General features: G+C 52.6%; 15 protein-coding genes. 5 read left to right on the top strand and 10 right to left on the bottom strand.

Annotation, left to right across the window (positions count from 1 at the left end; genetic code table 11):
* From MKY96_RS16600 to MKY96_RS16640, 9 genes are all read right to left on the bottom strand, one after another.
* Nucleotides 1-948, bottom strand: a complete 948-nt coding sequence (locus MKY96_RS16600) for a carbohydrate ABC transporter permease (protein WP_340941730.1) — start codon at nt 946-948, stop codon at nt 1-3.
* Nucleotides 949-964: 16 nt separating this feature from the next.
* Nucleotides 965-1,870, bottom strand: coding sequence for a carbohydrate ABC transporter permease (locus MKY96_RS16605; RefSeq protein WP_340941732.1), 906 nt, complete (start codon nt 1,868-1,870; stop codon nt 965-967).
* Nucleotides 1,867-4,431 carry a DUF5696 domain-containing protein gene (locus tag MKY96_RS16610; RefSeq protein ID WP_340941734.1) on the bottom strand — a complete coding sequence of 855 codons (2,565 nt, stop codon included), beginning with the start codon at nt 4,429-4,431 and terminating at the stop codon, nt 1,867-1,869. Before MKY96_RS16610 ends, MKY96_RS16605 begins: the two co-directional genes overlap by 4 nt.
* 14 nt (nt 4,432-4,445) lie before the next feature.
* On the bottom strand, nt 4,446-5,072 hold the full coding sequence (locus MKY96_RS16615) for a YIP1 family protein (RefSeq protein ID WP_036724916.1): 627 nt from the start codon (nt 5,070-5,072) through the stop codon (nt 4,446-4,448).
* Nucleotides 5,069-6,529 carry a hypothetical protein gene (locus MKY96_RS16620; RefSeq protein ID WP_340941735.1) on the bottom strand — a complete coding sequence of 487 codons (1,461 nt, stop codon included), beginning with the start codon at nt 6,527-6,529 and terminating at the stop codon, nt 5,069-5,071. The genes MKY96_RS16615 and MKY96_RS16620 overlap by 4 nt, the downstream gene beginning before the upstream one ends.
* 18 nt (nt 6,530-6,547) lie before the next feature.
* The gene (locus MKY96_RS16625; RefSeq protein WP_036724919.1) at nt 6,548-7,429 is read right to left on the bottom strand and encodes a carbohydrate ABC transporter permease; all 882 of its coding nucleotides are present in this window, start codon (nt 7,427-7,429) and stop codon (nt 6,548-6,550) included.
* Nucleotides 7,426-8,391, bottom strand: a complete 966-nt coding sequence (locus tag MKY96_RS16630; protein WP_209992410.1) for a carbohydrate ABC transporter permease — start codon at nt 8,389-8,391, stop codon at nt 7,426-7,428. The genes MKY96_RS16625 and MKY96_RS16630 overlap by 4 nt, the downstream gene beginning before the upstream one ends.
* An 18-nt stretch (nt 8,392-8,409) precedes the next feature.
* The gene (locus tag MKY96_RS16635; RefSeq protein ID WP_340941737.1) at nt 8,410-11,304 is read right to left on the bottom strand and encodes an extracellular solute-binding protein; all 2,895 of its coding nucleotides are present in this window, start codon (nt 11,302-11,304) and stop codon (nt 8,410-8,412) included.
* A 92-nt stretch (nt 11,305-11,396) separates the two neighbouring features.
* Nucleotides 11,397-12,785: an ABC transporter substrate-binding protein gene (locus MKY96_RS16640; protein WP_340941738.1), complete on the bottom strand. Its 1,389-nt coding sequence runs from the start codon at nt 12,783-12,785 to the stop codon at nt 11,397-11,399.
* A gap of 313 nt (nt 12,786-13,098) precedes the next feature.
* Between MKY96_RS16640 and MKY96_RS16645 the strand changes: the two genes are divergently transcribed.
* From MKY96_RS16645 to MKY96_RS16665, 5 genes are all read left to right on the top strand, one after another.
* Entirely contained in the window at nt 13,099-13,809 is a 711-nt protein-coding gene (locus tag MKY96_RS16645) for a helix-turn-helix domain-containing protein (RefSeq protein WP_445671443.1), read from the top strand.
* A 585-nt stretch (nt 13,810-14,394) separates the two neighbouring features.
* On the top strand, nt 14,395-15,717 hold the full coding sequence (locus MKY96_RS16650; RefSeq protein WP_076086935.1) for an IS4 family transposase: 1,323 nt from the start codon (nt 14,395-14,397) through the stop codon (nt 15,715-15,717).
* Nucleotides 15,718-16,375: 658 nt separating this feature from the next.
* Nucleotides 16,376-17,275 carry an ABC transporter permease subunit gene (locus tag MKY96_RS16655; protein WP_235191861.1) on the top strand — a complete coding sequence of 300 codons (900 nt, stop codon included), beginning with the start codon at nt 16,376-16,378 and terminating at the stop codon, nt 17,273-17,275.
* On the top strand, nt 17,272-18,237 hold the full coding sequence (locus MKY96_RS16660; RefSeq protein WP_081751123.1) for a carbohydrate ABC transporter permease: 966 nt from the start codon (nt 17,272-17,274) through the stop codon (nt 18,235-18,237). The genes MKY96_RS16655 and MKY96_RS16660 overlap by 4 nt, the downstream gene beginning before the upstream one ends.
* Before the next feature lie 45 nt (nt 18,238-18,282).
* Nucleotides 18,283-20,079, top strand: coding sequence for a hypothetical protein (locus MKY96_RS16665; RefSeq protein WP_340941741.1), 1,797 nt, complete (start codon nt 18,283-18,285; stop codon nt 20,077-20,079).
* Nucleotides 20,080-20,190: 111 nt separating this feature from the next.
* On the opposite strand, the gene MKY96_RS16670 is transcribed toward MKY96_RS16665, so the two are convergent.
* The gene (locus MKY96_RS16670; RefSeq protein WP_340941742.1) at nt 20,191-20,967 is read right to left on the bottom strand and encodes an alpha/beta hydrolase; all 777 of its coding nucleotides are present in this window, start codon (nt 20,965-20,967) and stop codon (nt 20,191-20,193) included.
* Nucleotides 20,968-21,077 lie beyond the last annotated feature (110 nt).

The raw sequence follows: 21,077 nt of genomic DNA on the forward strand, positions 1-21,077 counted from the left end.
TTATCCCACAATCCCGGTACGCTCAATACTCTCCACGAAATACCGCTGCACGAACAGGTAGATAATGATCAGCGGCAGGATCGCCAGCAGAATCCCTGTATCCTGGACCATGCTGAGGTAGAACGGATCAGCCTTGGAATTGGCCCCGTCCTCCAGCAGAATCGCCAGATTATACGGCAGCGAGCCGAGCTGGGTCGCCATCACCTTGCTGGATGTCAGATAAGTCGTGGTGAAGAAGCTGTCGTTCCATTGCCACACGAACGAGAAGAGCAGTACCGTAACAATGGATGGTATCGCGTTAGGCAGCATAATCCGGTAGAAGGTCTTGCCTACCCCGGCCCCGTCGATATAAGCCGCTTCCTCCACCTCTTTGGGAATCCCCCGGAAGAACTGCCGGAAGATGAAAATGTACAGCCCCGCCTTCAGCGAATTCGCCGTAGCAGAGGTTAGAATAAACGGCCAGTAGGTGTTGAGCAGATTCACCGATTTGCCGGTCAGGAGTGGAATCAGCCCCATCAGGCTGAAATCCTTCAAATTCAGGTAGACCGGAATCAGAATCGTGATCGGCGGAACCAGGATCGTCAATATGACCCCGGCGAACAGCAGCTGGCTCCCTTTGAACTTCAGCCGGGCGAAGCCATACCCTGCAAGCGCGCAGGAGATGGCGGTCAAGATTGTAGTCGTCGCCGACAGGGTGAAGGTATTCAGCAAGGCCTGCCAGTAATCCATAATTCCAATCGCTTTGACGAAATTGTCGAGCGTATAATTCTCGGGAAGCCAGACGACAATCGGTGAATACAGATCGCTCTTGGCCTTGAAGGCCGTGGATATCTTCTGGAGTACCGGATAGAGGATCACGAACGACAGGCCTGCAATGAGCGTCAGCCGCACGAAGGACCATATCCATTTCTTCCAGCGTTCGAGCGACAGTAAGCGGGTCGCATGCATTAGTCCCATCCTCCCTTTAATCATAGTAGAAGACCTTCTTCGAGATCAGATAGCTGCTGACAGCCAGAATTAAGGCCACTGCGGCGAAATACAGCCAGGCCATCGCAGAGCTTAGACCGAAGTTGAACTGGGTGAAGCCGGTCTCCCGGATCAGGTCCGTCATGGCGTTATTCGAGAAGGAATCGATAATCGTATAGATAGAATTCACCAGAATGAGCGGGCTGACCATGGGAAAAGTGATTTTCCAGAAGGCCTCATAGCCGGTTGCCCCTTCCATCTTGGACGCCTCATACAGCTGCGGCGAGATGGTCTGGATGCCGGCCAGGAAAATCAGAATCTGTACGCCGGACTGGCTTACAATACTATAGATGCGGCTCACGGCGCTGGTCAGATAGTTCACTACCCATTCGCTTAAGCCCGCATCCAGCATCAGCCCCTCCAGCTCGAAGGTGCCCAGTCCCTGAATCGCTCCCGCTCCGGCATTCTGATCGTTAACCGCCTGAATCAGGCTGGTGCTCTCCAGGCTCAGAATGACCCCGGAGGCCAGAATGACGGGCAGGAAGAAGATCGAGCGGGCCAGCGATCTGCCGATGAATTTCTGATTCAGCAGCACCGCCAGGAACAGGCTGAAGATGACGATCAGCGGCACATTGATGACCATATTCAACATGGCATCGGCCAGCGAGCGGTTGAATTCGGTATTCACCGTCAGCGCTTCAACGTAATTCTGGAAGCCGCTGAAATGAACAATCAGTCCGTCGGAGTTGGCCTGCACCGAGCTTAAGCTGTAGCGCAGCGAAGACAACAACGGAATCAGGAAGAAGAAGATGAACCCCAGAAGCCAGGGCAGTACATAGAAGAAGCCCATTAATGCCTTTTGCTCATTGTAGGATCTGCGGTCCAGTCTAAGTATGGATTTCAAGATTGCTCACCACCCGTAATATAGCTTTCGGCCTCAACCGTCCGGCCTTCGGCAAGGACTGCGGTCTTATTGTAGTTGACGATGACAGACATCCCGTTACCGTAAGTGCTTTTATAGACACCGTCTGCCAGCTTCTCATGACCTGTCAGCCGCTGATTCTGAACGTTCTTCATCACTGTGTTCACTTCAGTGTACATATCAGCCGCCTGGTTAATCCACTGCTCGTAATTGACCGCATACAGGTTATCGAAGTCGGTATCCTTCACCTTGTAATTAGGCGCATACATCCATTCATAATAGAGACCGGAGCCGTACTCCAGACTCTTCAGGATATACTGCCTTGGATTCGTGAACGTGGACAGGTTAAAAGGCTTGCCGGTGTAATTCACATATCCCCGCACCACCATCGGATAGAACGGAATCTCCTCATCCTCCAGCTTGAACCGGCTGCTGGACACCGGAGCATCCGTAATGTCAGAGAGATACGGGAGGGCGTAGGCATTCCCGCCATCCGCGAGAATGCGCAAGGACTGTCCGGTGATCTTCTCCAGCGATTGGACCGATATCTGCTCGGATGCAGACCGGTCAATTTCTTGATTTTTACGGAAATCGCTGTTCAATTGATCGGCCATATCCCTGAGCGAGATGCCCCCGGTCTGAAACGGCGCAATCTCCTTCAGTGTGGCATCGACATATCCGCCGACCCTGCTTGGCGAAATAATGTAGGCCGGGGTGAAGGAACGGTCCCGCCGGTTCAAGGCCATATTGTACGGATAGACAGCTGCCGGAATCTCACTGAGCATCCGGGAAGCCTTCTGATTAATCCGGAAGCCGGAGGTCTGGTTCGCCCGGAGCAGAGCCACATCAGGGAAGAGCTGAATGTCTTGCTCTTTGGCGTATGCAGCCAGCCGGTTCAGTCCCTTGCTGCCGCCGACCGCCTGATCCACAGACAGCCGGTCCGGCACCTTGTGATCGAGGCCCCGGTTGAACCAGCCGGCATATTTCAGCTTGATATTATCAATGCCGCGCTGCTTCATCTGCTCCAGAATACTCTGGGCCTCTTCGAAGGTGGTCAATGCCTCCAGCGATTGATACGGAATACCCAGGACATGCTTGGTCTTCGTGATTCCGCCTACCAGCTCCAGATAGAACGGCGTATTCACAGGAGCTTCTGCGGAAGCGGCCGGCTGTGCCTCAGGCAGTCCGCCATGCTCCGCCAGATAGCTCTGGTAATAACGTGCCATGCCCGGATAAGAGGCCTCTGCTCCGCTCAAGAACGCGTAACGGACGACATAATCTGTCTTAGGCGGCTCCTGCTGGAATTTCGGCAGGGTACGGTTCTGATCGCTTGACGTCAGGGTAAGATCCCCCTTGGCAATCAGGGTGAAGCTCGGATACACGTAGTTGTATCCGTTCAATCTGCCGCTGGTATCCGCGTTGATGGTAGCCAAGGACGCGCCTTGCTCAATAATGCCCAGCATTGCGCCTTCCTCCCGGATCAGGCCGAACACCGGCAGCTTGACCTCCTGCTGCTGCGCATAGGCATCTGTGGTCTCCATCGTCCCGTCCACACCATATACCGCCTGCTTGTATGCGGGATAGCGGGTCTTGCCGTTATTGAAATGAATCAGCGCTCCTGAGCCGTCCGGCACCAGGATGGACCCCGAATCCTTGCTCCCCCCGGCACCCAGGAAGCTCAGCAGGGAGATGTCATTCACCGGATAATCCGCAGGATAGCGGATATCTGCTGCCGGAACCTTGACGACCAGCTGATCCCCGTCCAGGGCGTATTCAATGGCGAGCTGGAAAATACGCGGCGCAGGCTTGGTCTGGCTGAGGTTGTTCTCGGCGATGTCCTGCTGCAGATCTTCCTCTGTGTACCCCGCCTTCTCGAAGCCCTTCAGGGTCCGCTCCAGCTGAAGCCCCTTCAGCGCTTCATCGTTTCGCGTATAGACTCCGTTCTCCTCATCAAAGGTGTAGGCAATTTTCATCGTCCGCTGCCCGGTCTTATCCATCTTGCTCATGATCTTCTCCTCGAACCGCTCCTTGCCCATCTTCATCGGCAGATCCTCCGCCGTTGCGGCGGTCGTTCCGAACTGGTAGAAGACCTTGACGCCCTCCGGCGTCAGTTCCAGCTTCATTTGCTTATGGGCCACGCTGTCCGTATATGAATTGACAGAGCTGACCTGACCCAGGTTGTTATAGAAATCCAGCTTGAGCTGCGCGGACAGCAGGTCTTTATTATCCCCGCTGGCCTTGGCATCCGCTTCACGGTCCAGCGGATTGCTGTACCAGACCGTCCCGTCCGACAGATTCTTGACGGCAATCCCTCCGGTAGCTTCATCCATGAACAGCCGGAGCTGCGCGTTCTCGAGCACCCCTGTCATGCCGCTCACCCCGGTATCGGTGAAGGCAGATTTCAGCGCGCTCCCTTCCGTAAAGGACACTTCAAGATTCGGTTCATGCCCGCTGGCCTGGCTGCCTGAGCTCGACGCCGAACAGCCGGCCAGCACACTCATACTGAAGAGAATCGAGAGCAGCATAATTAACGGCTTCCTCATTCCCGGTCCTCCTCCTATCTCCTCAAGACAATTTCTTGGTATATGGTCGAGACGAATGCAATCATCTGCTGAACCAGACTGAAGAACAGCAGGGTCAGGAAGGCCATGAAGGCCATAGCGAGCAGCGTCAGCAGAATCGTCCCGATCGTTTTGGACGGGGAGAACTGATGAACGGTCATAATGCCCACATACAGCAGCAGTCCCGACCAGAGGATGGCAAAGTTTTTGAAAAAATAATAAAAAGAGCTCTCCTGGGCCGAAATGAAATTGCTGATCCAGATCCAGGGGAAATTAATCAGGACAATCGGAACCAGGGCGAAGCAGGTGGTAATAAAAATCTCCGTGAACTTCCCCTCCCCGTCCATCAGCGTGGTAAGCGACCAGTTCGCCACACACCAGAACAGAACAGGAACCAGCACATAGACCGCTTCCAGCAGGCTGTTCAGATACCGCGGATTATTCATATTGACCAGGAACCCGCTATATTGATTGCCCAGAACATTCGTCAGAATCAGCATAAAGAGAATGCCGAAGGAGATGATCAGACTGGTTTTTTGACTGCGTTCATATTTGAGGTCCCAGTACCCGTTGAACGGATGAACCATCACATACAGCGGATGTTGCAGCGCTTCTCTGTTCAATGGAGCTCCACCTTCTTTCTGGCCTTCATTTTCCGGTACATTCTCAGGCCCAGCCATAGGGCCACCAGCGCGATCAGAGCCGTCATAATGGTGGAGAAATGTCCGCGAAGCACTTCCTTACGGTAGAGCAGGAACGCTTTGGAATAGTTGGTCCGGTCCATGCTGCGCTCGAAATACTCCGCCGACTCCTTGTACTCGCCCTGCCGCAGATACGCCTTGCCTATGCCCGCATAGGCATACTCCATATTGGCATTCAGGTTGACGACCTTGCTGAACTGCTGAGAGGCCATCTCCTCATCACCGTTATAGTAGCTGCGCACGGCACTGTTCAGCGTTCTTCCATACTCTGTGGTCTGGAATACCGTGATTTCACCCAGCGCCTGATCCAGCACCAGAATATCGTCACCGCTGTGCTCAATGGCCACCGGAGTGTTGAATTCGCCCAGACGGTTACCGATTCCGCCGAAAATGTACAGCAGATAGCCGTCCCCGTTGTACGTGAACACCCGGCCCCGGCTGGCATCCAGCACCGCGTATATTTCACTGTCGCTCACATCGATATCCACGAGCCGCGGGGCACCCCCTGAGCGCGTGGAGTAGAGCAGATCACCGCTGGGCTTGTAATAACCCTCTCTCCGCAGAATATCTGCCCCCTGCGCGTTCAGCTTCTTGATCGGGTCCCCGTAATCGTCACCGTTGGTAGCGTACAGAAAGCCTTCATCATTAATGTCCAGATTCGTGAACTCGGTTGGCGTATACATCACCATCTGCTCGCGCTGCGCCTTGGTCGAGATCGATTTCCAGAAATACTCCACCGCATCGACATGCACCCGGTTCGCACCAATGAACGATTTGAACACACCATCCGCCCCGAATTCCATGAATCCGTCGAAGACGCCGGCAGACATCACATAGATGCGGTCCGCCTTGTCTACAGCAACACGGACAGGCTGAAATTCAAAGTTCGCCTGCAATAGCTCGGACTTCGGGGCTTCAATGATCCCCACCGCCTTGAAGCTGCTGTCGAGATGGACGATACGCTTATTACCCGTATCCGCGACATACACTTCCTTCTGCTGCGTCACATAGATGCCCTGCGGATTGTTGAACTTCTCCGCCTTCCCCTTGAACTGGAATGCGTCTACCGTCTTGACGGATTTGTAATCCTTATCCAGTATGACAAACCGGTTATTTCCGCTATCCAGAACATAGATCTGCTGATCCGCCGTAACCTGAATATCCTGCGGATTGTTGAAGGAACCCGCACCGGAGCTGGCACCCGTGATGAGCGTAGTAGCCTCGTAGGCGGACGGAGCCGCCACCGCATTCCCCCAGTATGAATAATTGTAGGAAGGGGCTGCGCTCTCTGCCAGGACCAGCTCTCCGCCAAGCCCCAGACTGACCAGGCAGCACAAGGCCAGCAGACCGGTTCTCAGTTTCTTTATCCTTGCGACCATTGTCACCGTTCCTCCTCTCTACTCTTTCATACCGGATGTGGCCATCGTCTGGATGACACTGCTCTGTGAAATAATGAACAACAGAATCGGTACAGTCATCAGCAGCAGTGCGACTGCCGCTCCGACCCCGGCACGCGCAATCCCGCCCTGGATGACCTGGCTGAGCGCGTAGTGAAGCGTCTTCAGGTTCTCACTGTAGATGAAGCTCCCTCCATCTGTGCCCCACAGCGCCGGAAATTGCAGGATCATCAGCGTCAGCCAGGCCGGCTTCACATTCGGCATTACGATTTGCCAGAACACGCGGTACTCGTTCGCACCGTCGATTTTGGCTGCCTCAATCAGCGCATCCGGGATCTGCTCCATGAACTGCTTCATCAGGAACAAACCTAGTGAAAAGGCCAGTGACGGCACGATAATCGCCGCCTGGGTATTGATCCACCCCAGCTGCGACATGACCAGATAGTTGGGGATCGCCGTAACATGCGGCGAGAACATCAGGGACAGCACTACAATTTTGAACAGAATGCTTGAGCCCGGAAATTTGAACTTGGCCAGCGGATACGCCGCTGCTGACGCCAGCAGGATATGTCCTGCGGTTCCTACCAGTGTAATCAGCAGTGTATTCGCAATGTATCTGGTGAACGGCACCCAGGAATTGCCCATGATCACCATCAGATCGGTGAAGTTCTCCAGCGTCGGGTTCCGCACCAGGAATCTCGGCGGGAAGATGAACAGCTCATCCAGCGGCTTGAAGGCATTGTTCACCGTGTAGATCAGCGGAAGAACCATGAATGCGCCGAAGCCCAGCAGCAGGCCGAAGAGCATAAAGCTGACAGCAAAGGAACGGTTCAGTCTTTTTTGAGGGCGAAGGGCCCCTATCACTCTTGAATACAGGGTCATTCACCCACCTTTCGAAGCAGCTTCTGGGTCATCATATTAGTTCCGAGCATAATCGCGAAGAGAATGGTAGCAATCGCAGAGGCATAGCCCATCTCAAAGCGCAGTGTCCCGTAATCCATCAGATGGGTTACCACCGTATGTCCCGCATAGTTAACGCTCGGGAAGCCCGCAAGCGCAATAGAGACCTCGGCCACCGCGAAGGAGGCGGTAATCTGCATGACTGCACCGAACATCAGCTGCGGACGCATGGACGGCAGGGTAATGAACCACAGCTCCTGCCAGCGGTTCCTGATCCCGTCCATCGCCCCCGCCTCGAACAGCGTCTGGTCCACGGTCTGAAGTCCGGCGATGAACGCCAGGAAGCTTGTGCCGAGACTCAGCCAGAGCTGGACGATAATGACAATGGCGAGAATATACTTCTCATTCTGCAGCCATTGAATCGGCTCCAGCAGCACCCCGATCTTCATCAGGAAGCCGTTGAGGTAGCCATAGCTGTCCCCCGAGAAGACAATCAGCCAGATGAAGAACACATTGCCCGAGATCGAAGGCGCATAGAAGACCAGCGTCATCAGCGACCGGACAAAGGGCGACAGCTCATTAATCAGCCAGGCGAACAGGAAGCATGCGATATAGCTTAACGGGCCTGTGATCACAGCGAACAGAAAGGTGTTCTTCAGCGCGATCATGAACACATCATCGCCCAGCAGCAGCCTTGAATAGTTCTCCCAGCCGATGAATCTCGGCGTCTCCAGCATATTGAAGTAGAAGAAGCTCAGCCCGAAGGAGACGACCACCGGGATTACTGTGAACAGGAAGAAGATGATCATATAGGGACTCATCATGAAATAATAATGCTTGCTCTTCTTGATATCTTTCCATAATTGCGCCAGGCGGGATTCCTTGAGCGGACCGCCAGCCAGCCCTTGCAAGGCTGGTTCAGTGGTATTGTGTATTTGTACCATCAGCTTGCAGCCTCCAACCTAATACGGAAGTTTGAATTCCTTCCGTTTGATCTGAATTTCATCGTTAATGTAGATCAGATAATCCGACAGGGCTTCACGCGGATTCACATTCCCGTTGACCACCTTGCGGAACGCATTGTCCAGATGCCGGCCTGTGAAGTAGCCGCCCGGAACCTGAGGGTTCCCCTTCACCCATTGCCACTGGCTCTCCAGCTCCTTGTAGTCCTTCACCGGCCAAGGCAACTCCTCCAGCGCTTCGATGTTGGCGGTCGGATAACGTGCCGCCGCTCCCATCAGCCCTTCCATTTCCCGGCCGTACTGGACCTGGGTGTCCTTGTCTGTCCACCACTTCATGAATTCCCAGGACGAATCCTTGTCCTTGGCATTCTCCAGCAGCATGACACCGGTTGTATGGCTGGCCACGCTATGGTCCACCGTGCCGTCCGCCTGCTTCGTTCCCGGCACCACCGTGAATTCCCACAAATTGCGGATTTCCGGCGCCATTACCGTCAGGCTGTTATAGATGGTATAATCGGCAATCCCGATCGGGATCTCGCCTGTACGGAAGCGGTTCGGAAAGTCCACCTTCACCGGGAACTTGTAATTGGTATAGAACTGGGTCCATTTGTTAAATTCACTCATGGAGGTCTCCGAGTTCAGCGCGCTTCGCTTCTGGTCGTCTGTGTAGAGCTGCCCGCCGTTCTGGTAGAGCAGCATGGTGAAGGCCGCATTGGGTACCAGCGTCGCGTTGTTCAGTGTATCCTCCAGCGGAAGATAGAACTCCAGATTATGTCTCTGCAGAACAGAGACCACATTGTAGACTTCCTCCCACGTAGCAGGCGGCTCTAAGCCAAGCTCCTGCAGAATATCCTTCCGGTAGAACAGCATCGGGAAGATCTGCTGCTCAGGCAGCCCGTAGACGCTTCCATTGTACTTATAAGGCGTAAGGGCACTGTCCCGGAACCGGTCAGCTACTTCTTTGAAGTCGGCGAACCGGGACAGATCGGCCGATGCTTTGCGCATCGCGTAGTTCACTGGAAGATCCTCACCGATCTGCATGGCTACGTCCGGCCCTTCGCCCGCCAGGGTCGCCGGCAGCAGAATGTTCGGAGGCACCAGCCGCAGTGCCACGGAGATGCCCGAATCCGGCGTAAAGGTATCGTCAATCATGCTCTTCATCACTTGAGCCTGATCCCGGCCGGTCGAAATCCAGACCGTAATCGCCTTCTGGTTCTTCGTCACGTTACCGATACTGTCATAGTCTTCGGTATACGAGGCGCCATACGCTCTCAGCTCATGCTTCAGCTTCTGGAAGAAGGTCGCCTGCGCAGACGGAAGCGGCTTATCCGGGGCCGAGACCACCAGTGAATCCAGCGTCAGCGGCTGTTCCCGCACGCTAAGAATCCAGGTCCCCAGTCCGCCGACATTCGTCTTGAAGGAGACCAGCCGTTTGGCTACCGTGTCCGGGTGCTTAGCCATATCCTCCAGTTGGGTGACCATTGAGTACAGCACGGATACCTTGTCGCTGCGTTCTCCGGTGGCCTGCTCCAGATATTCGCCGACACCGCGGATAATCTCCGCCTGCTCCCGGAATACCTTAGTCATCTCCGGTATCCGCTTCTCCAGCTGATAATCGCGGAACTTATCCGGGTTATTGGAGGTAATCGCCAGAATATTGCGGTACATTTCATTCAAGGTCAGGACGCTGGACTGGACCGTACGGACCAGCGGCGCGATATCGCCAAGGGTCACGGTCAGTCTCAGCTTGTGCGTCCCTTGTGTAAGATGGAACAGATAAGGCTCTTCCCCGCCAAGGACATTCATCTGCCAGCCGGGAGAGTAATTGAAGCGGATCTGCTTCATCTCGGTGAACGGATATTCACCGTCAATGGTCAGGCTGCGGTTGGCATAGACGCCCCGGAGCTGATTCTGCTTCTCCTTGAGCGCTATCCGGTACAGACCTTCTTCCGGGACATCAATCTCCCATTCGATCCATTGCCCCGGAAGCTTCCAGTTCACCCCGCCGATGGTGTTGATTCTTAGCTTCGAGACGGCATAAGGAACCACTGCCGGGCTGGAGCGGTCGGATAATGGATATAAGGTGGGCGAGGATTTGGCAGATGCCGCTTCGGCCTGGACCTCGATATAAGGCTCCTTTACCGGCTGAAGACCCTTAGTCTCATACTCCTGCTTAGCCTCTGCATAAGAGCGCACTGTCTGGTCCTGGAACAGCTCAATATAATCAATGGCCATCGGCTCACGTAGTGCAGTCAGCGACAGGGTCTGGTTTCCCTGCTCCAGATAGAAGGCATACGGCTCCTCATAGAAACCTTCACTGTCCGCAATGACCGTGGACTGCCACACCGGCTGCTCCACTTGTCTGGGGCGCAGATCGTTGCCGCGGTCATCCTGCTTAATGTCCTCCTCACGGTTCCCCCAGACCCGGTCGAAGAGCAAGGTATCCGCTCCCTTGAACGGCACCTCCCGGTTGATGGATAAGGAACGCTCAATGGACGAGCTTTTGCCTTCCACCGGATAATAATGAACCCGGATGTTATACAGCCCGGATTCCGGAACCGGCACCTCCCAGGAGATGGTTCCCGATTCCGGGGTAATGACTGCTGCTCCGTCAAGCCCCTCGAATTGCTGCTTCACCTCGAAGACATCTCCGCTGCCGGGGGAATAGCTCTCCCCTTCGATGCGGATCTCCCGGTCAGGGCGTGCGGCGTTCGCATGCTGCTTCAGATAGGCTTCATAGCTGCCCTCTGCAGCGTCCTGCGAGGCAGCCGTAAACTTGCCTTCTGCCGGAGAGTCGGAATGCACAGGCTGCCCCGAGGAATTAAATATCCAGATCGTCCCGGCCAGCAGGACAACAACCAATATAATCGCTATGTTCCTGATTCGAATATTCAATCGTACTCCTCCCCTTAAGCGATGGATCATAAAATTTCAGCAAGAATGGGAACAACAGTCCGCGGGGGACTGTTGTTCCATGCGGTATCCGTTTATTTTTTGTAAACCGCGTCTACAGATGCCTGAACCTTAGCCTTGTACTTCTGAATGACAGTAGAGGCCGAGGTTCCCTTCTTGAGTTCGTCAATCATCTCGTAGTAAGGCATAGTCGAGAAGGTATTATGATTCGTGAGCAGCATGCCGCCTTCGACCAGCTTGGCGTTGTTGATATCATCCTCGTTGTCATACGTGCTCTCCAGGGAAGCCTGCTTCGGATAATCGTAGATCGACTCGATATCGTTGATCTTCTCCCAGATATACAGCAGCTGATCCGGATTCTCGGCCTTCTTCGGGATGGTCAGGAACTGGACATTGGATTCCACACTGTGGTATTCGGTAGCATTAGGCCCTTTTGGAAAAGGAACAAAGCCGATATCATAATCCTTCATATCCGTCTTGAAGCCGTTCGCCTCATAATCGGCTCCTGCATACATCAGCGTGTTCCCCTGACGGAAGAACTGCGCCGGTTCCTGCCAGTCCCCGCCTTCTGTCGGCCGTGCTACCTTCTCGGCACCCAGCTTGGCGATGAACTTGAAGACCTCCAGCAGCTTCGGATCATCGAGATTCTGTTTGTCGTCAACGGTCAGATCGGTCTCGTTGGAGGCCAGCGCCATTTCCAGGAACCCGCCGGAGGCCAAGCCCCAGACATCAAGTTTTCCGTTGTTATCTGTATCTTTGTTCGCTTCTTTGGCGACTTGGGTGAAGGTCTCCCAGTTCCAGTTATCCTCGTTCACATATTCCTGAAGCGGCTTCATGCCCAGCTTCTTCATCAGGGTGCGGTTATAGAATATCCCGCTGATCAGATTGCCTGCATTCTCCGAGAAGCCATAGCCCCGGCCCTCATATTGTGAGAATTCTGTAGTCATCCGCTGATTGAAGGCGTTCTCATTCTTGGTATACTCGTCAACCGGCCAGAACATATCCTGCTTGGTCAGCACCGGAATCATATAGCCCTTGCCCATTCTGACAATATCACCAAGCGGTTCACCGGCGACCAGTGAAGCCACAACCTTCTTCTGGTATTCACCGAAGTCCAGCGCGACATATTCAACCTTGAAATTATGCTTGGCCATCAATTCCTTCAGATTCTTCGAGCGCTGGATATTGTCAGGATTGTCCTCGGGAATCGTCATATCCCACCAGGAGACAATCTTGATCGTTCTGCCGCCCATATCGAAGTCTTTTTCTGGTGTAGCATTGCTTGGCTCCGCAGTGGGCGTAGCTTCCGCAGTGGCCTCAGCTGCCGGAGCCTCCGTAGCCGCCGCCGGCTGGGCTGATGCTCCCCCGCCGGCGTTCCCGCCGTTCCCCGCTCCTCCACATGCCGTCGTTGCCGCTAATAACAACATACTAATGAATACTGACATTACCTTTTTTGCCCGCATGATCTGTCCCCCCAAGTATGAATGACTTACCTCGAAAGTTTAGCGCTTACATTTTCAGGCAGCAACCCGTCTAATTTCAGGTGTTCACCTGTCAAATTATAGGTCCGGCCCGCAAGTCCTTATCCACCGCGCAGCCGGATTTCGATCAGGTAAACAAATGGAGCCTGGTGCAAGAATTGCACATTGTAGCGCCTGGCTCTGTTGCACATAATGAATGAAGGAAGCTTAACTTCTCTCTGAAAGCGGGGTCTTCATGTTGTACAGAATCTTATGTGTAGAGCGAAACGCCCAAGTGCGGGAGATCGCTTCTTATATGGCAGGGAGCAGACTTAAGAATTTCATCATTCATGCGCATGCTGATTATTCATCCGATATTCTGCGGCTGATCCGCAGCGAGGGGATATCACTGGTGCTTCTGAATATCAGGGATGCCCATACGCCGGGCATGCGAGTCTGTGAGCAGATCAGGCAGGGAAGCTCCGTTCCGATTATTCTGCTCGGGGGCAGCGGAGATTTCGGGCTGGCGCGCCAAGCCTTACTCTATAATGTAAGCGATTACTTAACAGACCCGGTGGACCCGGCTGAGCTGGGCGGAAGTCTGGAGGCGGTTCGACGGGTGCTGGCTCCGGCCGGCAGACCGGCTGCTGTGGAGCGGGATTATGCTCAGTTCACCATTCAAAAAGAGCCGTCCTCCCCGTGCCCGATCGTCAGTACGATCAAGCAATACGTGGATGAGCAGCTCCATCATAATATTACACTCAAGCGGATTTCCGACTCCCTGAACTTCAACTGCGCCTATCTCGGACAGAAATTCAAGCAGCAGGAGAAGATGTCCTTCAACGAATACCTTCTGCGCCAGCGGATGGAGAAGGCCAAGCTGCTGCTGGAAACGACCGACATGAAGATCTATGAGATTGCAGACGCTGTCGGATATTCGGAAATCGACTGGTTCTACAAGAAATTCAGAGAATACACGGGAACCAGCGCCAATGAATACCGCAAGCAATGCTTCGTCATTGCCTGAGGCGGAGGGGGGGTGGAGTGAGCGGCCTGTGAGAAATCTGGAGCAAGGCTCTGAATAAGTACGGCCTCTACCTGCCAGACCATAGAAACGCTGCTCCCCGTCCATTTGATGAAATCAGGTGTATTAATACCCTTCATTCGGCTCATCTGCCCACATTTGAAGAATTCAGGTGCACTAATGCCCTTCATTCGGCTCATCCGCCCGCTTTTGATGAAATCAGGTGTATTAATACCCCTCATTCGGCTCATCCGCCCACATTTGAAGAATTCAGGTGCACTAATACCCTTCATTCGGCTCATCCGCCCGCTTTTGATGAAATCAGGTGTATTAATGCCCTTCATTCGGCTCATCCGCCCGCTTTTGATGAAATCAGGTGTATTCATACCCTTCATTCGGCTCATCCGCCCGCTTTTGATGAAATCAGGTGTATTCATACCAATGTCATTAAGTTAAGATATAGAGCCAAAAACAAGAAAAAGGCAGGTTATCGAAAAGATAGCCTGCTCTTTTTTTGCACAAAAAAATCTTGACAATCCGTAGAAAACGTGTGGCGAAGCCCCTTGAAAAAACGAGGAGGTTACGCCAATGAATGCTTATGCAAATTCGCTGAAAGACAGACTGACATCTCTCATCCGTGAGATGGCGGCTGCCCCCGCGCCTTACGTCAGAAACCCGGGAAAGGATTTTACCCGAACGAAAAAACTACCCTTTGAAATGGTTATGCAAACCCTGATCTTTATGGGCGGCAACAGCCTCTATAAGGAACTGTTGGAATCGCAGGGCTATGACGTTAACACCGCAACTTCTTCTGCTTTTGTTCAGCAAAGAAATAAAATTTTGCCGTCTGCGGTCGAATCTTTGTTTCACACCTTTACCGCGTCCCATACGGAATTCAAGGATTATCGAGGCTATCGATTATTGGCCATTGACGGTTCCGATCTGCATATTGCAACAGATCCTGCGGACCCGTTGACCTATTCTCAAAGTCAGCCCCACTCGAAAGGCTTTAACCTTCTGCACTTGAACGCTGCTTATGACCTCTGTAACCGGCTTTACGTGGACGCCATCCTTCAACCTCGAAAGCTGCGCAACGAAGGAAGGGCGCTGTCCACGATGGTGGATCGGTCCCCTATTCAGGGGAACGTCATTGTGTTGGCGGATCGAGGATTGGAAAGCTACAATACGTTCGCGCATCTGGAACGGAAAGGATGGAAGTACGTCATACGGGTCAAGGATTTGCATTCGAATGGCATTCTTTCGGGCTTGCACTTGACCTTTGAAGGGGCGTTTGATCAGGAGATTCACCTGACGCTGACTAAAAAACGAACGAAAGCGTTCAGGGATCACCCCGAAATCTATAAAATTCTTCCGGCCACCTCTAGCTTTGATTTTCTGGACATGCAAAAGAACCTGTTTTACCCGATTTCCTTTCGGGTGGTTCGTTTCCTCCTGCCCAGTGGCGATTATGAAACCGTCATTACCAATCTACCGGCTGCTGAATTCTCACCGGATGAACTCCGGGAACTGTATCACCTGCGATGGGGGATTGAGACCTCTTTCCGGGCCTTAAAATACACCATCGGTCTGACCCATTTTCACGCAAAGAAGCAAGAGTCCATTACCCAAGAGATATTCGCAAGAATGATCCTCTACAATTTCGCTGAAATGATTACCTCGCACGTAGTCATTTCCCAAAAGGATAAACGGCACCTCTACCAAGTCAACTTCACGGTGGCCGTTCACGTCTGTAGACATTTCCTGCGCTCCAAGGGCGATGGACCCCCGCCTGATGTGGAAGCTTTGATTCGCAAAAATATTTTGCCGATTCGTCTCACCCGTCCTGGGCAAAGGAATACACGCAGAATACGTAGCAAATCCGCCATTAGCTTCGTCTACAGAGTAGCATAATTCGGTTCGCATGAACATTTTTTTAAGTGGATCTTCCATCCGCTTTGTTTGCTATGCGCTTTTTTCCTTCCTTACACCAAAAACAAACGGCATAGGACGTTTCCCCATACCGTTTTGGATTCTCTTTATTAATTCCAAACTTATCTTCGAACTTATCTTAATGACATTGGTATTCATACCCCTCATTCGGCTCATCCGCCCGCTTTTGATAAAATCAGGTGTATTAATACCCTTCATTCGGCTCATCTGCCCACATTTGAAGAATTCAGGTGCACTAATACCCCTCATCACCCTCTGGGTTTCCGTTTAGCCTCCCGTCCTCCTTTCTTCCCACTCCTATAAAGTCCCGTTTTGTCTGTGCCCCTTGCTTCTCTCGCTTCCCCTCCCATGCACTTTCCCTTCTCGTCCGCGTTTCCTTCACCTGACAATAGATCAATAATTGGTGAGGATCGGTCATTGTAGGAAGATAGACGATAACTTATTATAGTTTCATACATGAAAGCGTTATCAATTGCTCCGAAATTGCTTTTCATTGCTTATATTATGAAGGGGGATGACAGCCAGACAAGTTACTCAGGATTGCTTGCCCCGGCTTAGCTTCAGGAAGCAATCATACAAAGAGAATATGATGAGGAGTGAAACAATGCGCAGCCAGAGCATGAGAAGCAATTCGTTCCGGAAATTCCTGTACATCTCTCCCTTTATGCTTTTACTCGCTGTCTTTGCCTACTATCCGCTCTATGGATGGGTATATGCATTTTTTGACTACACCCCGCCTATCCCATTGTCACAATCCGAGTTTGTCGGCTTCAAATGGTTCCATTCCCTGGTCGAGAATCAGGTCAAGATTGACCAGTTAATGCAGGTCATCTGGAATACCTTCGGCATCAGCGGACTGGGCATCCTCTTCTCCTGGCTCCCGATGATCTTCGCCATCTTCCTGACCGAGATCAAGGCGGTACGTTTCCGCAAATTCATCCAGACGGTCACCACGCTGCCGAACTTTATCAGTTGGGTGCTTGTGTACTCCCTCGCCTTCTCCATGTTCTCCAGTGAGGGGATGGTCAACGGCTTCCTGCATATGACTGGGCTGACCGATTCACCTACAATGTTCCTGCAGAGCTCAGAGCATGTCTGGTGGACCATGTGGGCCTGGGCTACCTGGAAGACACTCGGCTGGTCCGCCATTCTGTACATCGCAGCCATCATGGGCATCGACGAATCGCTGTATGAAGCGGCTTATGTGGACGGGGCTACCCGGATGCAGGTTATCCGCCATGTCGTATTGCCAAGCATGATGCCAACCTACTTCGTCCTCCTGATGCTCCAGATTGCAAGCTTCCTGAATAACGGATTGGAGCAATATTTCGTCTTCCAAAATGCGTTTAACAAGGACACTATTCAGGTTCTTGATCTATATGTGTATAACCTCGCCATGGGCGGCGGCAGCTATTCCGTCTCCGTTGCGATCAGTATGCTGAAGAGTGTAATCAGCGTGGTGCTTCTCTTTTCGGTGAACGGGCTGTCCAAAATGCTGAGAGGAGAGGGCATTGTATGAGTGACAACCAGACCAGTCTTACGCCAAACACCCGGGAGATCGACATCACCAAAAAAACGGTCAAAATGCAGGTCAGCGCTACCGATAAAATCATCTCTACTATTATCTATATCCTGTTCTCACTGTTCGCCTTCATCTGCGTTTACCCGTTCTACTCGATCATTATCAATACGATCAGCGCGAACGATCTTAGCGCAAAGGGCGAAATTATTTTCTGGCCTAAGGGGATTCATTTCCAGAACTATATCGATGTGTTCAAAATCCCGGGTCTGGGCAATGCGTTCATGATCTCCCTCGGCAGAACCGTGATCGGTACGCTGCTGACGGTCGGCGCTTCGGCCTTCCTCGGATTCATGTTCGCCCAGGAGGATATGTGGGGCAAGAAGTTCTGGTACCGCTTCACCATCATCACAATGTTCTTCAACGCCGGGATCATCCCCTGGTATCTTACCATGAGATCGCTGCATCTGACGGACAACTTCCTGGCTTATATTCTTCCGTCCGTTGTTGCTCCTTTCTTCATTATCCTGGTCAAAACCTTCGTGGAGGCAACACCGAAGGAGCTTCAGCAGGCGGCCAGCATTGACGGTGCAGGAATCTTCACGATTTTCTACAAAGTCATTCTGCCGATCAGTAAGCCGATCCTTGCAACCGTTGCCATTTTCTCGGCGGTCAACCAGTGGAACTCCTTCCAGGATACGCTGCTGCTGGTGACGGACAGCAAGCTCTACAGCCTCCAATTCATTCTGTATAACTACATCAACCAGGCGAGCTCCTTATCCACCATGGTCAACCTGCAGAATGCCGGATCGACAGCGATGGCAACCCTGGCGACCAAGCAGACCTCTACCTCCATCCGCATGACTGTAACCATTATCGTAGTCGCACCAATCCTGCTGGTATATCCGATCTTCCAGAGATTTTTTGTCAAAGGAATTATAATTGGCGCCGTGAAAGGCTAACGGACCTGCGCCATTATGATACATTAATCATTCGGGGGGCTACACATGAAAACACACATTAAGCTGGGCAGAAAGTCCGCGCTGTTACTAGGAACGACCATCCTGCTGGTAACAACGGCGTTAAGTGGTTGCAGCGGTAATTCCAACAATGGAGGAACTGCTGCGGGGACGGCCGAACCCGGAACACCTACTGAGTCATCCGATCCGGGCACAAGCACAGGCATCGATCACAGCAAACCTCTAACCATTACGGTATTCGACAACGCAGCTAACTATCAAGGCGAGCAGACGGGATGGTACGGCAAGCTGCTGAAAGACAAATTCAATATCACACTGAACATTCTGGCTCCGCAGGTAGCGGGCGACCAGCTGTACAAGACCCGCTCTGCATCCGGTGACCTCGGCGACCTCCTGATTATTGAGAACAGCCAGCTTGAGGAACTGATCCCGGCAGGCATGATTATGGATCTAACCGACATGATTAAGAACACGGAGCATCTGTCCCAATATGTAGACAATCACTTTAAGCCGTTCAATGTGGCCTTCGAGAAGCAGAACCCGGATGGTAAAATCTATGCTCTCCCGGCCTTCACCGCCGACACTTCGCCAACGACCTTCTCAGAAGAGCTGCCTTACTCCAGCCCGATTATGCCTTGGGATTATTACAAGGGAATCGGCGCGCCGAAGCTGAATAATCTGAACGACCTGATGACCGCCCTGAAGGACATGCAGGCTAAATATCCGAAGACTCCAGACGGCAAGCCGATTGTTCCGATCACCCTCTGGAAGGACTGGGATGGCGGCAGCATGGAGAATGTCCGGTGGCTGAGCAACTGGTATGGCTATGAGCAGCCGAACGGCACAACAACGATTCAATTGAATGCCAAAGGTGACATCGTGCCGATCGTGGACGACAACAGCATGTACAAGAAGATTCTGCAGTTCTATTATGACGCTAACAAAATGGGTCTTGTTGACCCCGACTCTCCTTCCCAGGACTGGAACAAGGTATCTGAGAAGCTGACCAACAAGCAGGTTCTGCTTCTGTGGTACTCCTGGCAGAGAGGGTTCTACAATACGATTGAACGCGGCAACCAGGGTGACGGCAACGTAGCCGTTCCGATTGCAGATACCCACCTGATCCAGAACAGTGATGCTTACTTCGGGAACGGCAGAGTGTTCGCCATCGGCTCCAAAGCGAAAGAGCCGGAAAGAATTATGGAACTGATGGACTGGATGTCTTCACCGGAAGGTCTGCGTTACTACACCAACGGCTTCGAAGGCTTCAACTATGAGAAGACACCGGACGGCAAATTCAAGCTGACCGAAGTCGGCCAGACAGCATTCCAGGAAAACACCCCGGTCCCTGCTGAATACGGCGGCGGCGGTTACCAGGACGGCCAGAGCAAGGTCAACTCGATGATTATGAGTGATTTCGTGACCGACCCGGAAACCAAAGAATTCTACAACAGCACCTACTGGGCTTCCACCATTGAAGCCAACAAGACTGCGCTGACTACAGATTGGCAGAAGACCTATGACGCCACTACGCCAACCGAGTACTATACGAAGAACAACATGATCGACATCGTGCCGAATATTAACACCAGTCTTGGCTCCGATTCCTCTGACGTCAAGAACAAACGCAGCCAGATCTCGGATTATGTCAAGAACACCTCCTGGAAAATGATCTTCGCCAAGGACCAGACCGAATTCGACCAGCTCTGGACCAAGCTGAAGAGCGATGTCGAAGGACTCGGCTGGAACGATGTGTTCGCGGTAGACAAGGAAAGAGCAGAGAAAATCGTTAAAATGCGCGCGGATGCGGTTGCCAATAAATAAGCAATGAGCGTTACTGCGTAGCTGTAAAAGTAAAAGAAGAGGCAGCCCCGGAGCCATGACAATGGCTTGGGGGCTGCCTTTTTTGTTACCGGTAACTGTTCTTCCAGCTCCTTAAAAAATAAGCTGCGCGAACTGATACAAGCCGTTCTTCCAGACCGGCCAGTCATGGTCGCCCTGCTCTTCCACCCAGATATGCGGTACGTTGTGTTCCGAGAAGTACGCATGGGTGCGGTCGCTGACATACTTGAGGCTGTCGAGGTCTCCGCAGGATAACCAGAGCAGGTTAAGCGCGTCCGCTACCTTCTGCGGGTCGGGTACCAGCAGCTCAGGCTCCTTCGTGTTAGGTGCCGCAGAGAAGGCTCCCACCCAGGCGAAGCGGTCCAGGTTATTCAGACCCATGTTGAGCGATTGCCCTCCGCCCATGGACAACCCGGCCAGCGCACGGTGCTCCCGGTCCGTCAGCACAGAATAATTCGCTTCAATATAAGGGATCAGATCGTTCAGCAGATCCGACTCAAAGGTTGCAAAGGCTTCCAACTTGTCAGGCGCGAAGATATCGCCCTCCGCCCGGTCATTCAACATCGCCCGCCCGTTCGGCAATACAACAATCATGGGCTTCAGCTTGTGATCGGCATAAAGGTTGTCCAGAATAATCTGTGGCGTGCCGTGAGTGTACCATTCGTCTTCATCTCCGCCGATGCCGTGCAACAGATACAGGACACTATACTGCTCTGCACTCGAATAGCCGGGTGGCGTGTAGACCCTGGCCTTTCGGGTGTTCCCAACTGTTGCAGAGGGGTATTCGATCATCGTGATCTCTCCACGTGTTATCCCTTCTCTTTCCTGATCATATCCCGCTGCTTGTGTTGTATACTTCTGATGGTTCATGTCCAAAGCTGCTCATTCCTCTCTTGGATTATATGTATATCCCAACACTTTGTTTATTCGATAAACTAAGTGCGAAATCCTGCTGAGGAACCTGCTGCGGAAAAATATAT

It is taken from the genome of Paenibacillus sp. FSL R7-0302 (assembly GCF_038006885.1).
GTDB lineage: Bacteria > Bacillota > Bacilli > Paenibacillales > Paenibacillaceae > Paenibacillus_AQ.

Bases quoted from the DNA above. Each gene is read 5' to 3' on its own strand.
- MKY96_RS16600 (WP_340941730.1), bottom strand. From the start codon at position 948: ATGCATGCGACCCGCTTACTGTCGCTCGAACGCTGGAAGAAATGGATA.
- MKY96_RS16610 (WP_340941734.1), bottom strand. From the start codon at position 4,431: ATGAGGAAGCCGTTAATTATGCTGCTCTCGATTCTCTTCAGTATGAGT.
- MKY96_RS16620 (WP_340941735.1), bottom strand. From the start codon at position 6,529: ATGGTCGCAAGGATAAAGAAACTGAGAACCGGTCTGCTGGCCTTGTGC.
- MKY96_RS16625 (WP_036724919.1), bottom strand. From the start codon at position 7,429: ATGACCCTGTATTCAAGAGTGATAGGGGCCCTTCGCCCTCAAAAAAGA.
- MKY96_RS16630 (WP_209992410.1), bottom strand. From the start codon at position 8,391: ATGGTACAAATACACAATACCACTGAACCAGCCTTGCAAGGGCTGGCT.
- MKY96_RS16640 (WP_340941738.1), bottom strand. From the start codon at position 12,785: ATGCGGGCAAAAAAGGTAATGTCAGTATTCATTAGTATGTTGTTATTA.
- MKY96_RS16645 (WP_445671443.1), top strand. From the start codon at position 13,099: ATGGCAGGGAGCAGACTTAAGAATTTCATCATTCATGCGCATGCTGAT.
- MKY96_RS16650 (WP_076086935.1), top strand. From the start codon at position 14,395: ATGAATGCTTATGCAAATTCGCTGAAAGACAGACTGACATCTCTCATC.
- MKY96_RS16655 (WP_235191861.1), top strand. From the start codon at position 16,376: ATGAGAAGCAATTCGTTCCGGAAATTCCTGTACATCTCTCCCTTTATG.
- MKY96_RS16660 (WP_081751123.1), top strand. From the start codon at position 17,272: ATGAGTGACAACCAGACCAGTCTTACGCCAAACACCCGGGAGATCGAC.
- MKY96_RS16665 (WP_340941741.1), top strand. From the start codon at position 18,283: ATGAAAACACACATTAAGCTGGGCAGAAAGTCCGCGCTGTTACTAGGA.
- MKY96_RS16670 (WP_340941742.1), bottom strand. From the start codon at position 20,967: ATGAACCATCAGAAGTATACAACACAAGCAGCGGGATATGATCAGGAA.